This is a genomic window from Streptomyces sp. NPDC004435, from assembly GCF_042873895.1.
Taxonomy (GTDB): Bacteria; Actinomycetota; Actinomycetes; order Streptomycetales; family Streptomycetaceae; genus Streptomyces.
The window spans coordinates 321,057-338,521 of sequence record NZ_JBIAMB010000009.1 but is presented as its reverse complement, the minus strand read 5'-3'; the positions used below and the strand labels follow the sequence as shown (position 1 = coordinate 338,521).

The 17,465-nt window shown below is 71.0% G+C and carries 15 protein-coding genes; 7 read left to right on the top strand and 8 right to left on the bottom strand.

Features of this window, described 5'->3' with window-relative positions; translation table 11 throughout:
• Positions 1-67 precede the first annotated feature (67 nt).
• Positions 68-1,591, top strand: coding sequence for an aldehyde dehydrogenase (gene adh, locus ACFYT9_RS19160; RefSeq protein WP_389165286.1), 1,524 nt, complete (start codon positions 68-70; stop codon positions 1,589-1,591).
• A gap of 348 nt (positions 1,592-1,939) precedes the next feature.
• Here adh and dmpG read toward each other — a convergent pair whose 3' ends face one another.
• Genes dmpG through mhpD form a run of 3 tightly spaced genes read right to left on the bottom strand, consistent with a single transcriptional unit; the run spans position 1,940 to position 4,775 of the window.
• Positions 1,940-2,971, bottom strand: a complete 1,032-nt coding sequence (gene dmpG, locus ACFYT9_RS19155; protein ID WP_389165283.1) for a 4-hydroxy-2-oxovalerate aldolase — start codon at positions 2,969-2,971, stop codon at positions 1,940-1,942.
• Complete coding sequence (locus ACFYT9_RS19150; protein ID WP_389165281.1) at positions 2,968-3,918, bottom strand: acetaldehyde dehydrogenase (acetylating); 951 nt, start codon at positions 3,916-3,918, stop codon at positions 2,968-2,970. The genes dmpG and ACFYT9_RS19150 overlap by 4 nt, the downstream gene beginning before the upstream one ends.
• Positions 3,915-4,775: a 2-keto-4-pentenoate hydratase gene (mhpD, locus tag ACFYT9_RS19145; RefSeq protein ID WP_389165278.1), complete on the bottom strand. Its 861-nt coding sequence runs from the start codon at positions 4,773-4,775 to the stop codon at positions 3,915-3,917. Before mhpD ends, ACFYT9_RS19150 begins: the two co-directional genes overlap by 4 nt.
• Before the next feature lie 137 nt (positions 4,776-4,912).
• Between mhpD and ACFYT9_RS19140 the strand changes: the two genes are divergently transcribed.
• Positions 4,913-5,659: an IclR family transcriptional regulator gene (locus tag ACFYT9_RS19140; RefSeq protein WP_389165334.1), complete on the top strand. Its 747-nt coding sequence runs from the start codon at positions 4,913-4,915 to the stop codon at positions 5,657-5,659.
• 290 nt (positions 5,660-5,949) lie between these two features.
• Positions 5,950-7,077: an amidohydrolase family protein gene (locus ACFYT9_RS19135; protein WP_389165275.1), complete on the top strand. Its 1,128-nt coding sequence runs from the start codon at positions 5,950-5,952 to the stop codon at positions 7,075-7,077.
• Between the two features lie 93 nt (positions 7,078-7,170).
• Here ACFYT9_RS19135 and ACFYT9_RS19130 read toward each other — a convergent pair whose 3' ends face one another.
• From ACFYT9_RS19130 to ACFYT9_RS19110, 5 genes are all read right to left on the bottom strand, one after another.
• Complete coding sequence (locus ACFYT9_RS19130) at positions 7,171-8,841, bottom strand: cation acetate symporter (RefSeq protein WP_389165273.1); 1,671 nt, start codon at positions 8,839-8,841, stop codon at positions 7,171-7,173.
• Positions 8,808-9,224, bottom strand: a complete 417-nt coding sequence (locus ACFYT9_RS19125; protein WP_389165270.1) for a DUF485 domain-containing protein — start codon at positions 9,222-9,224, stop codon at positions 8,808-8,810. The genes ACFYT9_RS19130 and ACFYT9_RS19125 overlap by 34 nt, the downstream gene beginning before the upstream one ends.
• A 330-nt stretch (positions 9,225-9,554) precedes the next feature.
• Positions 9,555-10,562, bottom strand: coding sequence for a VOC family protein (locus ACFYT9_RS19120; protein WP_389165268.1), 1,008 nt, complete (start codon positions 10,560-10,562; stop codon positions 9,555-9,557).
• Positions 10,559-11,422: an alpha/beta fold hydrolase gene (locus tag ACFYT9_RS19115; RefSeq protein ID WP_389165266.1), complete on the bottom strand. Its 864-nt coding sequence runs from the start codon at positions 11,420-11,422 to the stop codon at positions 10,559-10,561. The genes ACFYT9_RS19120 and ACFYT9_RS19115 overlap by 4 nt, the downstream gene beginning before the upstream one ends.
• A 7-nt stretch (positions 11,423-11,429) precedes the next feature.
• A complete protein-coding gene (locus ACFYT9_RS19110) occupies positions 11,430-13,031 on the bottom strand; it encodes a bifunctional 3-(3-hydroxy-phenyl)propionate/3-hydroxycinnamic acid hydroxylase (protein ID WP_389165263.1) in 1,602 nt (533 codons plus the stop codon).
• Between the two features lie 137 nt (positions 13,032-13,168).
• Here ACFYT9_RS19110 and ACFYT9_RS19105 point away from each other — a divergent pair, with 137 nt between their 5' ends.
• The 4 genes from ACFYT9_RS19105 (at position 13,169) to ACFYT9_RS19090 (ending at position 17,441) form a co-directional block, all read left to right on the top strand.
• On the top strand, positions 13,169-13,801 hold the full coding sequence (locus ACFYT9_RS19105) for a TetR/AcrR family transcriptional regulator (RefSeq protein WP_389165260.1): 633 nt from the start codon (positions 13,169-13,171) through the stop codon (positions 13,799-13,801).
• Positions 13,798-14,589 (top strand): 2-keto-4-pentenoate hydratase, encoded by a 792-nt coding sequence (locus ACFYT9_RS19100; protein ID WP_389165258.1) that lies wholly within the window; start codon positions 13,798-13,800, stop codon positions 14,587-14,589. Before ACFYT9_RS19105 ends, ACFYT9_RS19100 begins: the two co-directional genes overlap by 4 nt.
• Positions 14,590-14,819: 230 nt before the next feature.
• Positions 14,820-15,869: an amidohydrolase family protein gene (locus tag ACFYT9_RS19095; protein WP_389165255.1), complete on the top strand. Its 1,050-nt coding sequence runs from the start codon at positions 14,820-14,822 to the stop codon at positions 15,867-15,869.
• A 12-nt stretch (positions 15,870-15,881) separates the two neighbouring features.
• Positions 15,882-17,441: an MFS transporter gene (locus tag ACFYT9_RS19090; protein WP_389165252.1), complete on the top strand. Its 1,560-nt coding sequence runs from the start codon at positions 15,882-15,884 to the stop codon at positions 17,439-17,441.
• The last annotated feature ends 24 nt before the right edge of the window (positions 17,442-17,465 follow it).

Below are 17,465 nucleotides of genomic sequence, written 5' to 3'. Positions count from 1 at the left end.
CTGCCCTTCGCCCGGTGGGCCCGGCGGCCAGGACCCGGACCCGTCCGACCCGCAGGGAGGTCTGCCCATGACCCGCTACGCCTCGCCCGGCACCGAGGGCGCGCTGATGGCGTACCAGCCGCGCTACGACCACTGGATCGGCGGCGAGTACGTCGCCCCGGCCGACGGCCGGTACTTCGAGAACCCGAGCCCGGTCGACGGCAGGCCGTTCACCGAGATCGCGCGGGGCTCGGCCGAGGACGTCGAGCGCGCCCTGGACGCGGCGCACGCGGCCGCGCCGGAGTGGGGCCGCACGTCGCCGGCCGAGCGGGCGGGGGTGCTGCTGAAGATCGCCGACCGGATGGAGGCGAACCTGGAGGCCCTCGCGGTCGCGGAGACCTGGGACAACGGCAAGCCGGTCCGGGAGACGCTGGCCGCCGACATCCCCCTCGCCATCGACCACTTCCGCTACTTCGCGGGGGCGCTGCGGGCGCAGGAGGGCACGCTCAGCCAGATCGACGAGGACACGGTGGCGTACCACTTCCACGAGCCGCTGGGGGTCGTGGCGCAGATCATTCCGTGGAACTTCCCGATCCTGATGGCGGTGTGGAAGCTGGCGCCGGCCCTGGCGGCGGGCAACGCGGTCGTGCTGAAGCCGGCGGAGCAGACGCCGGCGTCGGTGCACTTCTGGCTGAGCCTGGTCGCGGACCTGCTGCCGCCGGGCGTCCTGAACATCGTCAACGGCTTCGGCGAGGAGGCTGGCAAGCCGCTCGCCTCCTCTCCGCGGGTGGCAAAGATCGCCTTCACCGGCGAGACGTCGACGGGCCGCCTGATCATGGGGTACGCCACCGAGAACCTGAAGCCGGTGACACTGGAGCTGGGCGGCAAGTCGCCGAACATCTTCTTCGACGATGTGTGGGCGGTGGACGACGACTTCCGGGACAAGGCGCTGGAGGGCTTCACGATGTTCGCCCTCAACCAGGGCGAGGTCTGCACCTGTCCCTCGCGGGCGCTGGTGCAGCGGGGCCACTACGGCGAGTTCCTGGAGGCGGCGGTCGTCCGCACGGAGGCGATCGTCGCGGGCCACCCGCTGGACCCGGAGACGATGATCGGCGCACAGGCGTCGGCCGAACAGCTGAAGAAGATCCTCTCGTACCTGGAGATCGGCCAGCAGGAGGGCGCCAAGATCCTGACGGGTGGTCAGCAGGTGGGCCACGGAGGCGACCTGGAGGGCGGCTACTACATCCAGCCGACTATCTTCGAGGGCGACAACCGCATGCGGATCTTCCAGGAGGAGATCTTCGGCCCGGTGGTGGCGGTGACCTCCTTCACGGACTTCGACGACGCCATCCGCACGGCGAACGACACCCTGTACGGCCTGGGCGCCGGCGTCTGGACCCGCGACACCAACACCGCCTACCGCGCCGGCCGCGCCATCCAGGCGGGCCGCGTCTGGACGAACTGCTACCACGCCTACCCGGCCCACGCCGCCTTCGGCGGCTACAAGCAGTCGGGCATCGGCCGCGAGACGCACCGGATGATGCTGGACCACTACCAGCAGACGAAGAACATCCTCCAGAGCTACTCGCCGAAGAAGCTCGGGTTCTTCTAGGGCGATGAGGTCGGGTGGTCGGGGGGACGCCCCACCGGCCACCCGGTCGGGTCCCGTTTCGGTCGCGGCCACGTCCTTGTCCCACCGGGAAGATCGTCAAGACGGACCTCCGCTCGCGGACGGCGCGCCGGCACCGGTGGTGGCGCCGGATTCGCACGACATGAGACGAAGCCCCGTCGGCGCGGGGCTTCGCCGTCCACGGATTCCGTCGGTCACGACGGGGTTCCGTCGGGTCCGAGCGCCTGCGCGCGAGGCTGCCGGTGCGTCTCGCGGAACGGACGTCCTGCGCCGTGCGCTTCGCGCGTATGAAGAACAGCGCTCGGGCCGTCGACGGGCAGCCGCTCCCGGTCAGCCGACGGAGCCGGCCGCCGCGAGGTCCAGGGCGATGTCGGTGATCATGTCCTCCTGGCCGCCGACCAGCTTTCGCCGGCCGACCTCTACGAGGATCGCGCGGGTGTCGAGGCCGTACCGATGGGCAGCGGCCTCGGCGTGGCGCAGGAAGCTCGAGTACACGCCCGCGTAGCCGAGGGTGAGGGTCTCGCGGTCGACGCGGACCTCGCGGTCCTGCAGGGGACGCACGACGTCGTCGGCGGCGTCCATCAGGGGGAACAGGTCGCAGCCGTGTTCCCAGCCCATCAGGTCGGCGACCGCGATGAACGCCTCCAGCGGGCAGTTCCCGGCTCCGGCGCCCTGGCCGGCGAGGGAGGCGTCGACGCGGGTGACGCCGTTCTCGACGGCGACGACGGAGTTGGCGACGCCCAGGCCGAGGTTGTGGTGGGCGTGAATGCCGATTCCGGTGTCGGGCGCGAGGACGTCGCGGTAGGCGCGGACGCGGTCGCGGACGCCGTCCATGGTCAGGCGGCCGCCGGAGTCGGTGACGTAGACGCACCCCGCTCCGTAGGACTCCATCAGCTTGGCCTGGCGGGCCAGTTCGGCGGGTTCGGCCATGTGGGACATCATCAGGAAGCCCGCCACGTCCATGCCCAGGTCGCGGGCGGCCGCGATGTGCTGGGCGGAGATGTCCGCCTCGGTGCAGTGGGTGGCGACGCGGACCGAGCGGATGCCGAGGGCGTGGGCCTGGCGCAGGTCGTGCAGGGTGCCGATGCCGGGCAGGAGCAGCGTGGTGGGCACCGCGTGGCGAACGCCGTCGCAGACGGCTTCGATCCACTCCCAGTCGGTGTGCGCGCCGACGCCGTAGGTGATGCTGGAGCCGGACAGGCCGTCGCCGTGGGCGATCTCGATCGCGCCGACCCCGGCGGCGTCCAGCGCGGCGGCGATGGTGCGGGCCTGCTCGACGGTATAGCGGTGGCGTACGGCGTGCATGCCGTCCCGCAGGGTCACGTCCTGTACGTACAGGGCGGGCGGCTGGTTCGCGGTCATCGGGAGACCACCTCCGTGAAGGGGTGTGCGGCTGCCATGCGCTCGGCGGTGCGCAGGGCGGCCGAGGTCATGATGTCGAGGTTCCCGGCGTAGGCGGGCAGGTAGTGGGCGGCGCCCTCGACCTCCAGGAAGACCGAGACCTTCGCGGCGCCCGTGGTCCGCGTGCCGGCGGGCAGCAGTGAGCGCAGGGGGTCGTCGTCGGCGACGCGCTCGAACTGGACCTTCTGCTTGAGGCGGTATCCGGGCACGTACGCCTGGACGCGGGCGACCATCTCCTCCACCGAGGCGGCCACCGCGGCGTCGTCGCAGTCGCCGACGAGGCAGTACACGGTGTCGCGCATGATCAGCGGGGGTTCGGCCGGGTTCAGGACGATGATCGCCTTGCCCCGGGCCGCGCCGCCCACCTTCTCGATGGCCGACGAGGTCGTCTCGGTGAACTCGTCGATGTTGGCCCGGGTGCCGGGACCGGCCGAACGGGAGGAGATCGAGGCGACGATCTCGCCGTAGTGGACGGGCGTCACGGCCCCGACGGCGGCCACGATCGGGATGGTGGCCTGGCCGCCGCAGGTGACCATGTTGACGTTCGGTGCGTCGAGGTGGTCGTCGCCGTTGACCGGCGGGACGACGTACGGGCCGAGCGCGGCGGGCGTCAGGTCCACGACCCTGCGTCCCAGCGCGCGCAGCACCTCGTCGTGGCGGCGGTGCGCACCGGCCGAGGTGGCGTCGAAGACGATCTCGACGTCCGCGAACTCGTCGAGCCCCACCAGGCCGTCGACGCCCTCGTGGGTGGTGGCGACCTTCAGGCGGCGGGCGCGGGCGAGGCCGTCGGAGTCGGGGTCGATCCCGACCATGGCGGCGATCTCCAGGGAGGCGGAGAGCCGCAGGATCTTGATCATCAGGTCGGTGCCGATGTTGCCCGACCCGATGACGGCGACCTTCGTGCTCATTCTGTGGCTCCTTCCGTGGCGGTGGACGCGAACGTGGTCGTGACCGTGCCGAGTCCTTCGATGTGCGCCGTGAACTCGTCGCCCTCGGCGGCGACGGCCATCGGGCCGAGCGCGCCGGTCAGGACGATGTCGCCGGCCCGCAGCGGGTCGCCGAGCCCGGCCAGGGTGGAGGCGAGCCAGAGGGCGGCGGTGAGCGGGCTGCCCAGGCAGTCGGCTCCGGTGCCCTCGGAGACCGTCTCGCCGTTCTTGGTGAGGGTCATCGTCACGGCCCTCAGGTCGACGCGGTCCAGGGGGACGGGGGTGCCTCCCAGGACGTACAGGCCGCAGGAGGCGTTGTCGGCGACGGTGTCGACGATGGTGATGTCCCAGTCGGCGATGCGGCTGTCGACGATCTCCAGCGCGGGCAGCGCGAACGCCGTGGCGCGCAGCAGGTCGGCGACGGTCGGGTCGCGGTGGGGCAGGTCCGTGCCGAGCACCAGGGCGACCTCGGCCTCGACCTTCGGCTGGAGGAGCCGGCCGGGGGCGATCGGGCGCCCCTCGGGCACCGACATGTCGGCGAACAGCGCGCCGAAGTCCGGCCGGTCCACGCCGAGCTGGCGCTGCACGGCGGGCGAGGTCAGGCCGATCTTGCGGCCCACCAGCCGTCGCCCGGCGGCGATCCCGCGTTCCACGTGCAGGCGCTGCACGGCGTACGCGGCGTCGATGTCCGCTTCGGGCAGGAGCGAGCGCACCGGGGCGCAGGGGACGCCGGTGCGGGCGGCCTCCTCCAGGACGGCGGCCGCCCGGTTCACGGCGTCGGTGGGCTCGAGAGGGCTCACGGTCGCTGCCGGCGGGGGCGAGTGCGGCGGTGCGGACATACGGGTACCTCCAGGCGGAGAGTGGTGGGGGTGTCGGAGAGGCGGCGGGGCCGTCCGTCGATCCACCACAGGTATAGGCGTACGGTTCACACGGCGGCAAAATATGTTCCATGACACGGAACAGTGCGCAGGGGAACATGCTCGACAAGGCGGCTGCCGTCCTCGACTGCTTCCGTCCGGACGGCGGTACGTTCCGTCTCACGGAAATCACCGCCCGTACGGGACTGACCAAGACGACCGCGTTCCGCCTCTGCGCCGATCTGGTGCGCCTCGGTCTGCTCGAACGCACCGGAGAGTCCTACCGGCTCGGCGGGAAGCTCTTCGAGCTGGGCTCGCTGGTGCCACGCCGGCTCGACCTGCGGGAGGCCGCGCTGCCATACCTCCAGGACCTCTTCGAGGCGACCCACGAGACCGTGCACCTCGGCATTCGGGAAGGGCACGACGTGGTCTACGTCGAGCGGATCCACGGCCACCAGACCCTGACGCTGCCCTCACGCATCGGGGGACGTCTTCCCCTGACCTGCACGGGCGTCGGCAAGGCGCTGCTGGCCTTCTCCGGCTCCGCGCTGGCGGACGAGGTGCTGGCCGGGCCCCTGCCCCGTCTCACCCCGCACTCGGTCACCGATCCGGCACGGCTGCGTACCGCCCTGGAGCAGATCCAGGTCTCCGGTCTCGCATACGAGGAGCAGGAGGCCGCCCTCGGCGTCAACTGCATCGCCTCGCCCGTCTTCGACGGGGCGACGGCGGTGGCCGCCCTGTCCGTCGCCGTGCCGCGTGGCCGGTTCCACCCCGCCCAGCTGGCGCCCGCCGTACGGACAGCCGCTCTGGGCCTGTCCCGCGTGCTGCGCTCGGGCCGCGGATCGGTGGACAGCACCTCTTCCTGAGCCGGCACCGGGCGCCCGGCCGACGGGCAGCGGGCGCACCCGGCAGGCTCTCACCCCAGCAGATCACCCCTGCCGCGATCCTTGACGCCCATCCCCGCCCCTCTTACCGTAGCGGTCACTCCAGCCGCTGTAGTGAACACTACAAGAAGCTGGTGCGGTCACCGCCTCCGCACCGGCCACCTGTGGCTGCCCGGTGTCCGCGTCGATCCTCCAGCGGACGCACCCTTCCCCCATCCCCCCTTCGGTGAGGTGTCTTCATGGCTGCTCCAGGACAAGCCGAGTCACACGGCATGAGACGGCGCGGACTGCTCAAGGCGGCGTTGCCGCTGTCTGCCACCGCGACAGCCCTCGGCGTTTGGCCGGCGACCGCGAGCGGCAGCGCCCCCTCCGGCGCTCCGGCACGCCGCGGCAGAGACCGCATCGACGTGCACTGTCATCTGATTCCGGACTTCTACCGCCGGGACCTGGCGGCGCACGGCATCACCGCGATCGGAGGCGTGCCGGTCCCCCTGTGGAGCCCGGACCTCGCGGTGAACTTCATGAACCGCTACGGCATCCAGACCCAGGTGGTCTCCGTCTCCGAGCCGGGCGTCACCTACCTGTCCTCCGCGGCGGCCCGGGTGGCGATGGCACAGCGTCTGAACGCCTACACGAGCCGGGACCTGGTCCACACGACGTCCGCGCGTCTCAAGGGCCGCTTCGGTGGATTCGCCGTCCTGCCCCTCGGCGGCACCGTCGACGAGCAGGACGTCTCCCACGCCGTCACCGAGGCACGGCGGGCCGTACGAGAACTGAAGTTGGACGGCGTGGGCATCTTCAGCAGCTACGGCGGAACGTACCTGGGCGATCCCGTGTTCGCCCCGCTGATGACGGCGCTCGATGACCTGGGCGCCATGGTGTTCATCCACCCCTCGACCCCGCAGAGGTACCCGGACCTCGGATTGCCGCCGTTCTTGTACGAGTTCACGTTCGACACCACCCGCGCGCTGGTCAACATGCTCTACAAGGGCGTCTACCAGCGGTTCCCGCGCATCCGGTGGCTGGCCGCTCACGCCGGTGGCACCCTGCCGTACATCTCTTACCGCACCAGCCTGCTGACTCTGACCCCGGCGATCGCGCAGCAGGTGGGGGCCGCCGGCCTGGACGACAGCAGCCCGCATTTCCGCAAGATCTTCTACGACACCGCCCTGTCCCCGGCGCCCCAGGCGATGAAGTCCGTGCGCGAGCTGGCCGGAACGGAGCGCGTTCTCTTCGCCACCGACTGGCCGTTCACCAGCGCTCTGTTCCTCGCGGCAGGAGACCCCGCCCCACAGCTGGACGAGACCTTCTCGCCCGCTGAGCGACTGGCTGTCGAGCGCTCCAACGCGCTGGCCCAGTTCCCCGCACTGGCCACCAGGATCGGGGAAAAGCCGGCCTGAGCCGGACCCGGCAACGGTAAGCACGTTCTGCTGCCGTGAGTGAGTGCGCGACGTGTGCCGCGGCCCGGTCTGGCTGCCGGGCCGCGGCACACGTCATTGCTCTCGCACTCCGGCCAGAACACGCTCGCGCCAGCGGAGGTCCGCCCCGGGTTCTGCCGTCGGCCGTCCACGCCGCCCGACGGCGCTGCCCACCCACCCGAGCAGGAATCCCGCGGGAATGGCCATCACGGCGGTCGACTGCATACCGATGACGTGGAAGTCGTGTCCCGGCAGCAGCGAGGTGGGCGCGCCCGAGAAGGAGAGGGAGCAGACGTACAGGGCGGTCGTGCAGGAGATTCCGCCGTACACGGTCCACAGCAGCCCGGTCCGGTTGTACCGGCTCCAGAACAGTCCGTACAGGCAGGCGGGCAGGACCGTGGAGGCGGCGAGAGCGAGTGCGAGAGAGGTCAGGGACTGAAGGTCCCGCCCCTGGGCCATCGCCGCCAGGAGGATGCCGATCCCGCCCACGGCTCCTACCGCCCACCTGGCCGATCGGAATTCCCGACGCTCGGACATGTGTCCCGCGCGTACCGCGTGCGCGTGCAGGTCGTGCGCCAGGGCGGCCGCGGCGCTGAGGACGATACCGGCGACCACCGCCAGCACGGTGACGAAGACGGAGCAGGCCACAGCGGTGTACAGCACGCTGCCCGCACGTCCCGAGGTACCGCCTCCCAGCTCCCCGGCCAGGAGGAAGAGGGCCGTCTGGCCGCTGCTGTCGACGGCACGGATCTTCTGGCCTCCTACGATGCCGGCGGCACCGAGGCCCGCGATGACGACGCAGAGGAAGAAGACGGCCATGATGGCGATGGCGTAGCGGGTCGCTCGACGGGCGGTGGCGCCGTCGGCGGCCGAGTTGATTCTCATCAGCACGTGCGGCATGCACGCGCCGCCCAGGACGACGGACAGTTGGAGGCTCAGGAAGTCGAGGCGGCCGACCGCACTGTCCCCCAGTGCGTGACCGGGTTCGAAGTAGCGGTCGTGAAGCCCGCTCCCCCGCTCGGCCGCGGTCAGCAGGGCGCCCGGGTCGAAGTCGTGGTGCCGCAGGACCAGAAGGGCGAGGAGCACCATGGTGGTGAACACCACGGCCACCTTGACGATCTGGACGAGGCTCGTCCCTCTCATGCCGCCGAGCACCGCGTAGCAGATCATCAGCGCTCCGACGAAGACGGTGCAAACCTGTTCGGCTCCCAGGCTGGTCAGTCCGAGCAGGAGGGCCGTGGCGCTGCCGGCTCCGGCCAGTTGAAGCACGAGAAAGGGCAGGCAGACGGCCAAGGTGGCCGTGGCGGCGGCGATACGGGACGACGAACCCGGCGAACGCAGCTCGAAGACGTCGCCCAGGGTGTAGCGGCCGGCATTGCGCAGCGGACCGGCGAGGAGCAGGAACACCCCGACGGCCAGGCAGCTGCTGACCGCCAGGGAGATGCCGTCGTATCCGACCACGGCCACCAGGCCGGACACGCCCAGGAGCGTGGCGGCCGATATGTAGTCCCCGGTGAGCGCCAGCGCGTTCTGCACCGGCGTCATCGACCGGTTGCCGGTGTAGAAGTCGGCCGCGGTGTCGTCCTCGGGGCCGGCCAGAACGCACAACAACAGGGACAGGACGATGAACGCCATGAAGCCGATCAGGACCATCGCCCGGTCGTCGGAACCGCCCGAGACCGACGGGAACCCCGCGGCGAGCGACAGCTCCGTCATCTCCGCCTCCCCTGCGACGAGTACGGCCATCGGGACGTGGCCCCTGTCCGACCCGGCTGGGGCGGTGACGGGTGCACGAGCTGCGCACGGTGTCGCAGCCGGTCGACGAGCGGATCGGCTTCACGGCTGAGCGTGCGGTCGTACCACCATGAGGACAGCAGCAGAACGGCCAGCTGTAGAGTGCCGAACGCGATGCCCAGAGGCAGCCTGCCCGCCAGGCGGGTGGTGAACAGCTCGCCGAACGTGCCGGACAGCGCTGCGGAGACCAGGAAGGCGGCGCCATTGACCGCCAGGAACCGCCGGCGCGCTTCGGAATGTGTGCGAGGCACCTCCTGCAAAGCGCTCGCGGCAGCCTCGTGGCGCCGGTCGTGTGGTGGGGGCCCGCTGTCGGGCCTGGGAGGCGGGACGGACATGGGTCGAGGTCCTCTCGCGAGGTGGATGGTCACTCACCGGGGCCCGGCATCACGGTTCCCGGCATCCCGTGACGGGAAGCACTTCGGGCGGTGTGCGGGACGGACCGAGCAGTGCGGGACGGCGGGCAGTCATGGGGAACCGCGGGCGTCCGGGATTGCCGGACCTGCGGGACTTCGCCCGTGATCGGGCCGTGAGGCCAGGGTGCCTGGGGAAACCCCGGTGCGAGGGATGTGCGACCGGGCGAGAGGGCCGGCGGCGGTGTTCCGCCGCGCTGCCGGGGATCGAGCGAGTGCGGTCACCCCGCCGGGCGGCGGAGTGACCGTAGCGGTTCAGTCGTCGGGGATGCCGGCGCCGCTGAGGGCGGGGACGGTCCTCTCCGGCCGGACGAGGGAACGGGCGCCGAGCCGGAACTGGTCGAGCTTGTCGACGATCGTCTGGCCGACGGGTTTGTGGCCCCAGATGCTGATGCCCTGGTGGGTGGAGGGCTCCCAGGTCCTCTCGTCGATGACGAGGGGGTTCCAGCCGACCTCCCACTCGAAGCCCGAGGGAGTGCGGGCGTAGTAGGAGAGTTCCTTGTCGTTGGTGTGCTGGCCCACCGACAGGGCCATGTCGAAGCCGAGTTCGTGCACGCGCTCGTAGCTCTGGGCCAGGTCGTCCAGGCTGTCGGCCTGGATGTTGAGGTGCTGGACGCGGGTGCGGATCGGGTCGATCGGCAGGCCGCGGAGGGCGGCGATCGCGATGGAGTGGTGGCGTTCGTTGACGCGCAGGAAGCGGATCTTGAGCTTGACGCCGCTGATCGTCTCGTCGATGTAGTCGGTCAGGCGGGCGTCGAAGACCGTGTTGTAGTAGCCGCGCATCAGGGTGGGCTTGGCGGAGGTGATCGCGACGTGTCCCATGCCCGCGTCGCCGGTGACCCAGCCGGAGGCGACCATCCGCAGCGGCTCGGACGAGATGAGCGGGGTGGTGTAGATCTCCTGCACGATGCCCTTGGGCCCGGGGAAACGCAGCAGGCGTTCCACGCCGCGCAGGGCGGCCTCCTCGTCGGAGCCCCGCACGACGGGGACGCCGTGGGCCCGGATGCGGGCTTCGATCTGCTCGAAGGAGGCGTGGTCGTCGATGTGCCAGCCGATCGCCACCACGTCCTCGGCAGGACCACGCCGGATCAGGAAGCGGCACTCGTGGTCGTCGAGGCGGAAGCGCATCACGTCACGGGAGATGTCGTCGTGGTGCATGCCGATGGCGTCGGTGCCGAACCGGCGCCAGTCGGCGAAGCGGTCGGACTCGACGACGACGTAGCCGAGGTGGACCGAGCCGAAGACGGAGGGCGCGGTGTTCATCGGCGGCCCGCCAGGAAGTCGGCGCAGAGCCGGTTGAACAGGTCCGCGCGCTCCCACTGCACCCAGTGCCCCGTGTTGGCGACCTCGTACAGGTCGCAGTCGGGCATGCGCTCGGCCAGCATCCGGCCACCCGACGGCCGGTTGACCTTGTCCGCGGCGCCCCACAGCACCAGGGTGGGCACGGCCAGCCTGGTCAGGCGCTTGTCGCGGGTGAAGTCCATCTTCCACAGCGCGCCGAGCGACTTCGGGCGCCTGAGCGGCGGGGCGGCGACGACCTCGGGGTCGATGCTGTCCCGGTAGCGCGCGTCGATGATCGAGTCGGGCACGTGGGCGGCGTTGAAGACCAGGTACTCGCGGATGAACTTCTCCAGCTTCGGCCGCGAGGGCCCGTCCCCCGTGTAGTAGTTCAGCAGGCTGTTCAGACCGGGCGTGGGCAGCGCGCGGGTGGTGCCGATGCCGCCCGGGCCCATGAGCACCATGCGGTCGACCCGCTGGGGGGTGTCGAGGGCGAGACGCAGGGCGCAGGCTCCACCGTAGGAATTACCGACGAAGTGGGCCTTCTTCAGGCCGAGCTGGTCGAGCACGCCGCGGATGCCGGTGGCCAGGGCTCCGAAGGGGTCGGCGAGGTCGATGCCCTTGCTGCTGCGGCCGTAGCCGGGGAGGTCGGGCACGATGACCCTGAACTCCTGGGACAGTTCCGCGATGTTGCGGCTGTAGTTGGAGACCCCGGACGCTCCGGGACCGCCACCGTGCAGCAGCAGGACGGGGGCGCCCCGTCCGGTCTCGGCGACGAAGATCTTCTTGCCGTCGACGTCGAGCAGGTGCTCCTGCATCGCGGGGACTTCGGTGGGTGTGGTCATGACGTCCTCACTGAGCGGTGGTCGTGGCCGGCCGTGACGCGGGGGCGAGTCCGGCCGGAGGCGGCGGAAGCCGGTCACCGACGGGGGCGGCGGCGTAGACGTAGGCGTCGGGGCGCAGGGCCACTGCGGTGACACCGTGCTCGATCAGCCAGGGGAGCAGGACGCCGTCGCTGTCGACGACCGCCCCGTCGGCCGGGCGCGAGCCCACCGGCAGAACGGCCAGCGACTCGACGCCGAGGCGCTCCCACTCGGGCTGCGAGGTGGGCCGGCCGAGAGACAGCAGTACCCAGCGGCCGCCGAGCGCGTCGTCCAGCCGTACGCGTTCGCCGTCGGGACCGGTCACCCAGGGCTGCGGAATCTGGTGCCCGGTCGCCTTGGTGCGCGGGCCGGCCTGCAAGCCGGCGTCGTAGCGGGCCACAGGGATCCAGTTCGAGTCCTGCAGCCAGTCGCCGAAGCCCGGTATGCGGTCCAGGGCGCGCAAGGCGCCGTTGCGGACACGAGCGACCGGGCGCCGACGTTCAGTGATCATGCGGCCGACGAACACCGCTCGCTTGGTGACCTCCCTGACGTGCGGCTTGCGTTCGGTCTCGTAGCTGTCGAGGACGCTTTCGGGCAGTTCACCGTGGAGGACGGACTTCAGCTTCCAGCAGAGGTTGGCCACGTCCCGGACGCCGGCGGCCATGCCCTGGCCGATCCACGGCGGCATGGCGTGCGCGGCGTCGCCGGCGAGGAAGACCCGGCCGACGCGGAAGCGCGAGGCGAACCGGACGTGGTGGCTGTAGACGGTGGCGCGCAGCACCTTGATGCTGTCGCGGCCGATCCCGTACCGGGAGATCAACCGGTACACGGCGTCTTCGGTGACCAGCTGCTTCTCGTCGTCCCCGGGCAGGAGGGGGAACTCGTAGCGGTGGTGGTCCAGCGGGGTCGGGCAGTCGACGGCCGGGCGGGCCGGGTCGCAGTGTAACCGCAGCTTGTCGTGGTCGGGCCAGGGCTTGAGCATCTTGGTGTCGATGACGATCCAGCGGTCCTCGTACGTGCGGCCCTCGTACCCGATGTTGAGCTGCGCGCGGGTGAGGCTGGAGCCACCGTCGGCCGCGATCACGTAGGAGGCGCGCAGCCGGCGGACCGAGTCGTCGGCCGTGCCGACCACGGTCAGCTCCACCCCGTCGGCGTCCTGGCGCAGGCGCAGGCACTCGTGGCGCAGCAGGATCTCCACGTTCGGGTAGCGGTCGACGCCGTCGCGCAGGACCTGCTCGAGGGCCGGCTGGTAGATGAACATCTGCGGCGGGTGCCCGTGGCCGCGCGATGTGGGGGAGGCGCTGAGGAACGTACGGCCGTCGGCGTCGACGAAGTCCACCGGCCGCTCCGTCAGCATGTCCTGCTTGAGGCGATCGGCCAGGCCGATCCGCTGCCAGATGCGGACGACCTCCTCGTCGGTGGAGATGGCCCGGGCGCGCGTGAAGATCTCGGCGTCCCGTTCCAGGACGACGACGCGGAGCCCCATCGCGCCCAGCAGGTTGGCCGCGGTCACGCCCGTGGGCCCGTACCCGATCACCGCCACGTCGTAGGCGCTGTCCTCGGTCTCTGCGCCGGCCACGGTCTCGCTCATCAGGCCACCTCACTGTCGATCATGCTGCACGATTCTTACCGTAGTGTTCACTCCAATTGGAACGAGTGCTACGGTAGGCTCATTGCCGGATAGGGTCAAGCAGCCGGCGTGAAGCGCACACCAGAGGGGCACCTGCCATGACAAAGCCGCAGACGACCCGCAAGAAGCGCGCGAACGGAGTGGAGTCGCGGCAGCGCATCCTCGACGCCGCCGTCGAGATCGCGGGCGAGCGGGGATACGAAGGCACGTCGATCGCGGCCGTCAGCACCAAGTGCGGACTGCCCGCCAGCTCGATCTACTGGCATTTCAAGGACAAGGACGACTTGATCGCCGCGGTCATCGAGCGCAGCTTCGAAACGTGGCTCGCCGCCGTGGAGCTTCCGAGCGAAGAGACGGGGACCCCCCTGGAACGGGTCACCGCCATGGCGGGAAAGGTGGGCAAGTCGCTGATCGACGCCCCCGACTTCCTCCGCCTCGGCCTCATGCTCGCGCTCGAACGGCGTCCTGCGGAACCCCGCGGCCGGACGGTCTTCCTGCAGGTCCGCGACATCGCGCGTGCGAAGATCGCCGACATGGCCCAGGAACTCGTCCCGGACCTCGACGAGCACTCCATGCACGCACTGACGACCTACGCCGTCGCCGGCGCCGACGGGCTCTTCGTCCAGCGGGAGATCAACGGTGACGACGTCGACCTCGTGGCGATGTTCGAACTGCACGCCCAGCTGGTCTACGAGGCGGCGACGCGCCTGGCGGCGAGGAGCGGGACATGAGGCCGGCGGCCACCCGGCGACGCACGGAGGCCGCCCGGCTGCTCCGCGAGGCCGAGCGCCGCACGGCACCGGTCGAACCGCTCACCACGAGGTGGCCCGCTCTCGATCTCGCCGACGCCTACGCCGTCCAGCGGGACAACATCTCCCACCGCTTGGCCACCGGCTCGACGGTGATCGGCCACAAGGTCGGTCTCACCTCGGCCTCGATGCGGAAACTGCTCGGCGTGCACGAGCCGGACTTCGGGCATCTGCTGGACGACATGGTCCACCGCGACGGCGGGACGGTACGCGCCGCCCGATACTGTGCCCCACGCGTCGAACCCGAGATCTGCTTCCGCCTCGCCCGGCCGCTGCACGGCCCCGGCGTAACCCTCAGTGACGTGCTGGCCGCGACCGATGCGGTCGCGCCGACACTGGAAATCGTCGACAGCCGCATCCGCGACTGGCGCATCACCCTGGCCGACACCGTCGCGGACAACGCCAGCTCCGCAGGACTCGTCTGCGGCTCCTGGACGCCGATGGCGTACGCACCCTACCTCGCGGCGGTGAACGTGGACCTGCTCGTCGACGGAAGCCGCGTGGCGACCGGCAGCAGCAACGAGGTCATGGGCCACCCGGCCGCCGCGGTCGCCTGGCTGGCCAACGCTCTCACCGCTTACGGCAAGGGGCTGGACCCCGGGCACGTGATCCTCCCCGGCGCCATAACCACCGCCCCCTTCATCGGCGCCGGCCAGAAGGCAGAGGCACGTTTCGGAGCCCTCGGCTCCGTGTCGGTGTCCTTCATCTGACGACGGCCCGCCCCCCCTCTGCGACATCGCGGCCGCACCGGCGGCTCTCGGAGCATCCGCTCCGCCCCCGATCTCTCCTTGCGGGCAACCAAAGGCCCTGGCTCCACCGCTGAACCGGGTTCATTCGCCTCCCCGGACCGATGCCCAGGGCGCCGGCCGAGTCGGCAGTGCACGTGCGCCGGCCGGCAGAGCTCCCGCCACAACCCGTAGAACGCATGAAAGGCCCGTTCATGTCCCCTTCGGCACAGCGCATCGACGTCCACCAGCATGTGGTGCCCGACTTCTACCGTGACGAGCTCGCCGAGGCCGGCATCGCCGACGCCGGCGGCCGCGCCCTACCCGCCTGGAACCCCCGGTCCGCCCTGCACCTGATGGACCTGCTCGGCACCACCACGTCGATCCTCTCCGTCTCCACTCCCGGTACCGGCTTCCTCACCGAACCCGCCGAGGCCGCCGACCTGGCGCGGCGCCTCAACGACCACTCCGCGACCCTGGTCGCCGACCACTCCGGCCGCTTCGGCTTCTTCGCCACCCTGCCCATGCCCGACGCCGACGCCTCGGCCACCGAGGCCGCGCGCGCACTGGACGAGCTGCGCGCCGACGGCGTCACCCTGCTCGCCAACAACCGGGGCACCTACCTCGGCATGGACGGTCAGGACGTGCTGTGGCAGGCGCTGAACGACCGCGGGGCGGTCGTCTTCATACACCCGGCCGAACTGCCCGCTCCCCCGGTCGACGGCATTCCCGCCTTCGCGGCCGACTTCCTCCTGGACACCACCCGCGCCGCCTACCTCCTGGTCCGCAACGGCATCCCGCGCCGCTACCCGAACATCCGCTTCATCCTCAGCCACGCCGGCGGCTTCGTGCCGTACTCCTCACACCGCATGGCTCTCACCATCGCCAACGACACCGTGCGCAGCCCGCTCGACGTACTGGACGACTTCCGCTCCTTCTACTTCGACACCGCACTGTCCTCCAGCCCCGCCGCCCTGCCCACCCTGCTCGCCTTCGCCCGCCCCGGACACGTCCTCTTCGGCAGCGACTGGCCCTTCGCCCCCACTCCCGCCGGGCAGTACTTCGCGGGCGGCCTCGACGGCAACGTCGACGCGGCCACGCTCAAGGCCGTCAACCGCACCAACGCCGAAGCGCTCTTCCCCCGCCTGGCGGCCACTCCCCCGACCCCGCCCCCAGCCCCGCCGGCCCCGGTGCGCCTGCGCCACGCGGTGCAGCGCACCGCCGCGCGCCTGGTCTTCAAACTGCTCCAGCCCGGCAACGACTGAGACGAGTTCCTCATGTCCACCACCCCCCACCGTGCCTCCGACGACCAGCCCGAAGAGCGGCAGGACGCCGTCGCGACCGGCCGGGCCGGCCACAACGGCGTCCTGTTCGCCATGTGCCTGTCCCTGGTCCTCGTCGTCGCCTCCGTCTCCGCGCTCAACCTCGCCCTGCCCGACCTCGCCATCGACCTGTCGGCCACCAACGCCTCACTGACCTGGATCGCCGACGGCTACACCGTCGCCCTGGCCGCTCTCGTCCTGCCCCTCGGCGCCATCGGCGACCGGATCGGGCGCCGCAACGTCCTCGTCGCGGGCACCGTCGTCTTCGGCGCCGCCTCCCTGGCCGCCTCCTTCGCCGACTCCACCACCACGCTCATCGTCTGGCGAGTCGTCATGGGCCTGGGCGCCGCGATGATCATGCCGGGCACCCTGTCTACGATCACCGCCGCCTTCCCTCCCGAGCAGCGCGTCAAGGGCGTGGCCACCTGGTCCGGATTCGCCGCCGCCGGAGCCATCATCGGCATGCTCGCCGCAGGGGCCCTGCTGGAGTGGTTCTCCTGGCGGTCGATCTTCATCGCCGGCGCCGCGACCGCCCTCGTGGCCGCCGTCGCGGCCCTCCTCCTGGCTCCCGACACCAAGGAGGAGCACCCCTCCCCGCCCGACGTGCCCGGCGCCGTCTGCACCGCTGTCGGCATCGGCACCCTCGTCTTCGCCATCATCGAAGGCAACGAGCAGGGCTGGACGGAGCCCGTCGTGATCGCCGCCCTCGTGGTCACGGTGCTGGCCTTCACCGCGTACGCCTGGCTCGGCCTGCGGCGTGAGCACCCCCTGCTCGATCCCGCCCTGTTCGGCATCCGCGGCTTCCGGGCCGGCGCGATCGTCGTCCTCGTGCAGTTCATGGCCGTCTTCGGGTTCTTCTTCGTCGGCCTGCAGTACCTGCAGCTCATCCTCGGCTACAGCCCGCTCAAGGCCGCCGCGGCCCTCGTACCCGTCGCCGTCGTCGTCCTGCCCACCTCCCAGGCCACCCCCCACCTGGTGCGACGGGTCGGGATGAAGGTCACCATGACCGTCGGGCTGCTTCTGCTGAGCGCCGGCCTGTTCGTCATCTCCCAGCTCGACGTCGGCTCCGGTTACCTGCCGTTCCTCGGCGGACTCGTCCTGGCGGGCTTCGGCATCGGCCTGTCCGGGGCCGTGGGCACCTCCGCCATCACCGGCTCGCTCGGCCGCGGCCAGCAGGGAGTCGCCTCCGCGATGAACGACACCACCCGCGAAGTCGGCTCGGCCGTCGGCATCGCCCTCATGGGCTCGATCTACGGCAGCCACTACCGCTCGAACCTGCCCGACTCCCTGGACCAGCTGCCCGCCGAGGCCGCCAAGGCCGCACGCGACTCCGCCGCGGCGGGTCTGCACGTCGCCGACCAGCTCGGCGCCCGTGGCACGGCCCTGGCGGACGGCGTCAAGTCCGCCTTCATGGACGGCCTGTCCGCCTCTCTCGTCGCCGTCGGCGTCATCGTTCTCGCCGCAGCCATCGGGTGCCTGCTCCGCGCGCCGAAGACACCACCGACGTCGGACTGAACGGCCGGCGGCCGGATGCCCGGC

What these genes read in the sequence shown, in the direction of transcription:
- adh (WP_389165286.1), top strand. Translation starts at nt 68, where the DNA reads ATGACCCGCTACGCCTCGCCCGGCACCGAGGGCGCGCTGATGGCGTAC.
- dmpG (WP_389165283.1), bottom strand. Translation starts at nt 2,971, where the DNA reads ATGACCGCGAACCAGCCGCCCGCCCTGTACGTACAGGACGTGACCCTG.
- ACFYT9_RS19150 (WP_389165281.1), bottom strand. Translation starts at nt 3,918, where the DNA reads ATGAGCACGAAGGTCGCCGTCATCGGGTCGGGCAACATCGGCACCGAC.
- mhpD (WP_389165278.1), bottom strand. Translation starts at nt 4,775, where the DNA reads ATGTCCGCACCGCCGCACTCGCCCCCGCCGGCAGCGACCGTGAGCCCT.
- ACFYT9_RS19140 (WP_389165334.1), top strand. Translation starts at nt 4,913, where the DNA reads ATGCTCGACAAGGCGGCTGCCGTCCTCGACTGCTTCCGTCCGGACGGC.
- ACFYT9_RS19135 (WP_389165275.1), top strand. Translation starts at nt 5,950, where the DNA reads ATGAGACGGCGCGGACTGCTCAAGGCGGCGTTGCCGCTGTCTGCCACC.
- ACFYT9_RS19130 (WP_389165273.1), bottom strand. Translation starts at nt 8,841, where the DNA reads ATGGCCGTACTCGTCGCAGGGGAGGCGGAGATGACGGAGCTGTCGCTC.
- ACFYT9_RS19125 (WP_389165270.1), bottom strand. Translation starts at nt 9,224, where the DNA reads ATGTCCGTCCCGCCTCCCAGGCCCGACAGCGGGCCCCCACCACACGAC.
- ACFYT9_RS19120 (WP_389165268.1), bottom strand. Translation starts at nt 10,562, where the DNA reads ATGAACACCGCGCCCTCCGTCTTCGGCTCGGTCCACCTCGGCTACGTC.
- ACFYT9_RS19115 (WP_389165266.1), bottom strand. Translation starts at nt 11,422, where the DNA reads ATGACCACACCCACCGAAGTCCCCGCGATGCAGGAGCACCTGCTCGAC.
- ACFYT9_RS19110 (WP_389165263.1), bottom strand. Translation starts at nt 13,031, where the DNA reads ATGAGCGAGACCGTGGCCGGCGCAGAGACCGAGGACAGCGCCTACGAC.
- ACFYT9_RS19105 (WP_389165260.1), top strand. Translation starts at nt 13,169, where the DNA reads ATGACAAAGCCGCAGACGACCCGCAAGAAGCGCGCGAACGGAGTGGAG.
- ACFYT9_RS19100 (WP_389165258.1), top strand. Translation starts at nt 13,798, where the DNA reads ATGAGGCCGGCGGCCACCCGGCGACGCACGGAGGCCGCCCGGCTGCTC.
- ACFYT9_RS19095 (WP_389165255.1), top strand. Translation starts at nt 14,820, where the DNA reads ATGTCCCCTTCGGCACAGCGCATCGACGTCCACCAGCATGTGGTGCCC.
- ACFYT9_RS19090 (WP_389165252.1), top strand. Translation starts at nt 15,882, where the DNA reads ATGTCCACCACCCCCCACCGTGCCTCCGACGACCAGCCCGAAGAGCGG.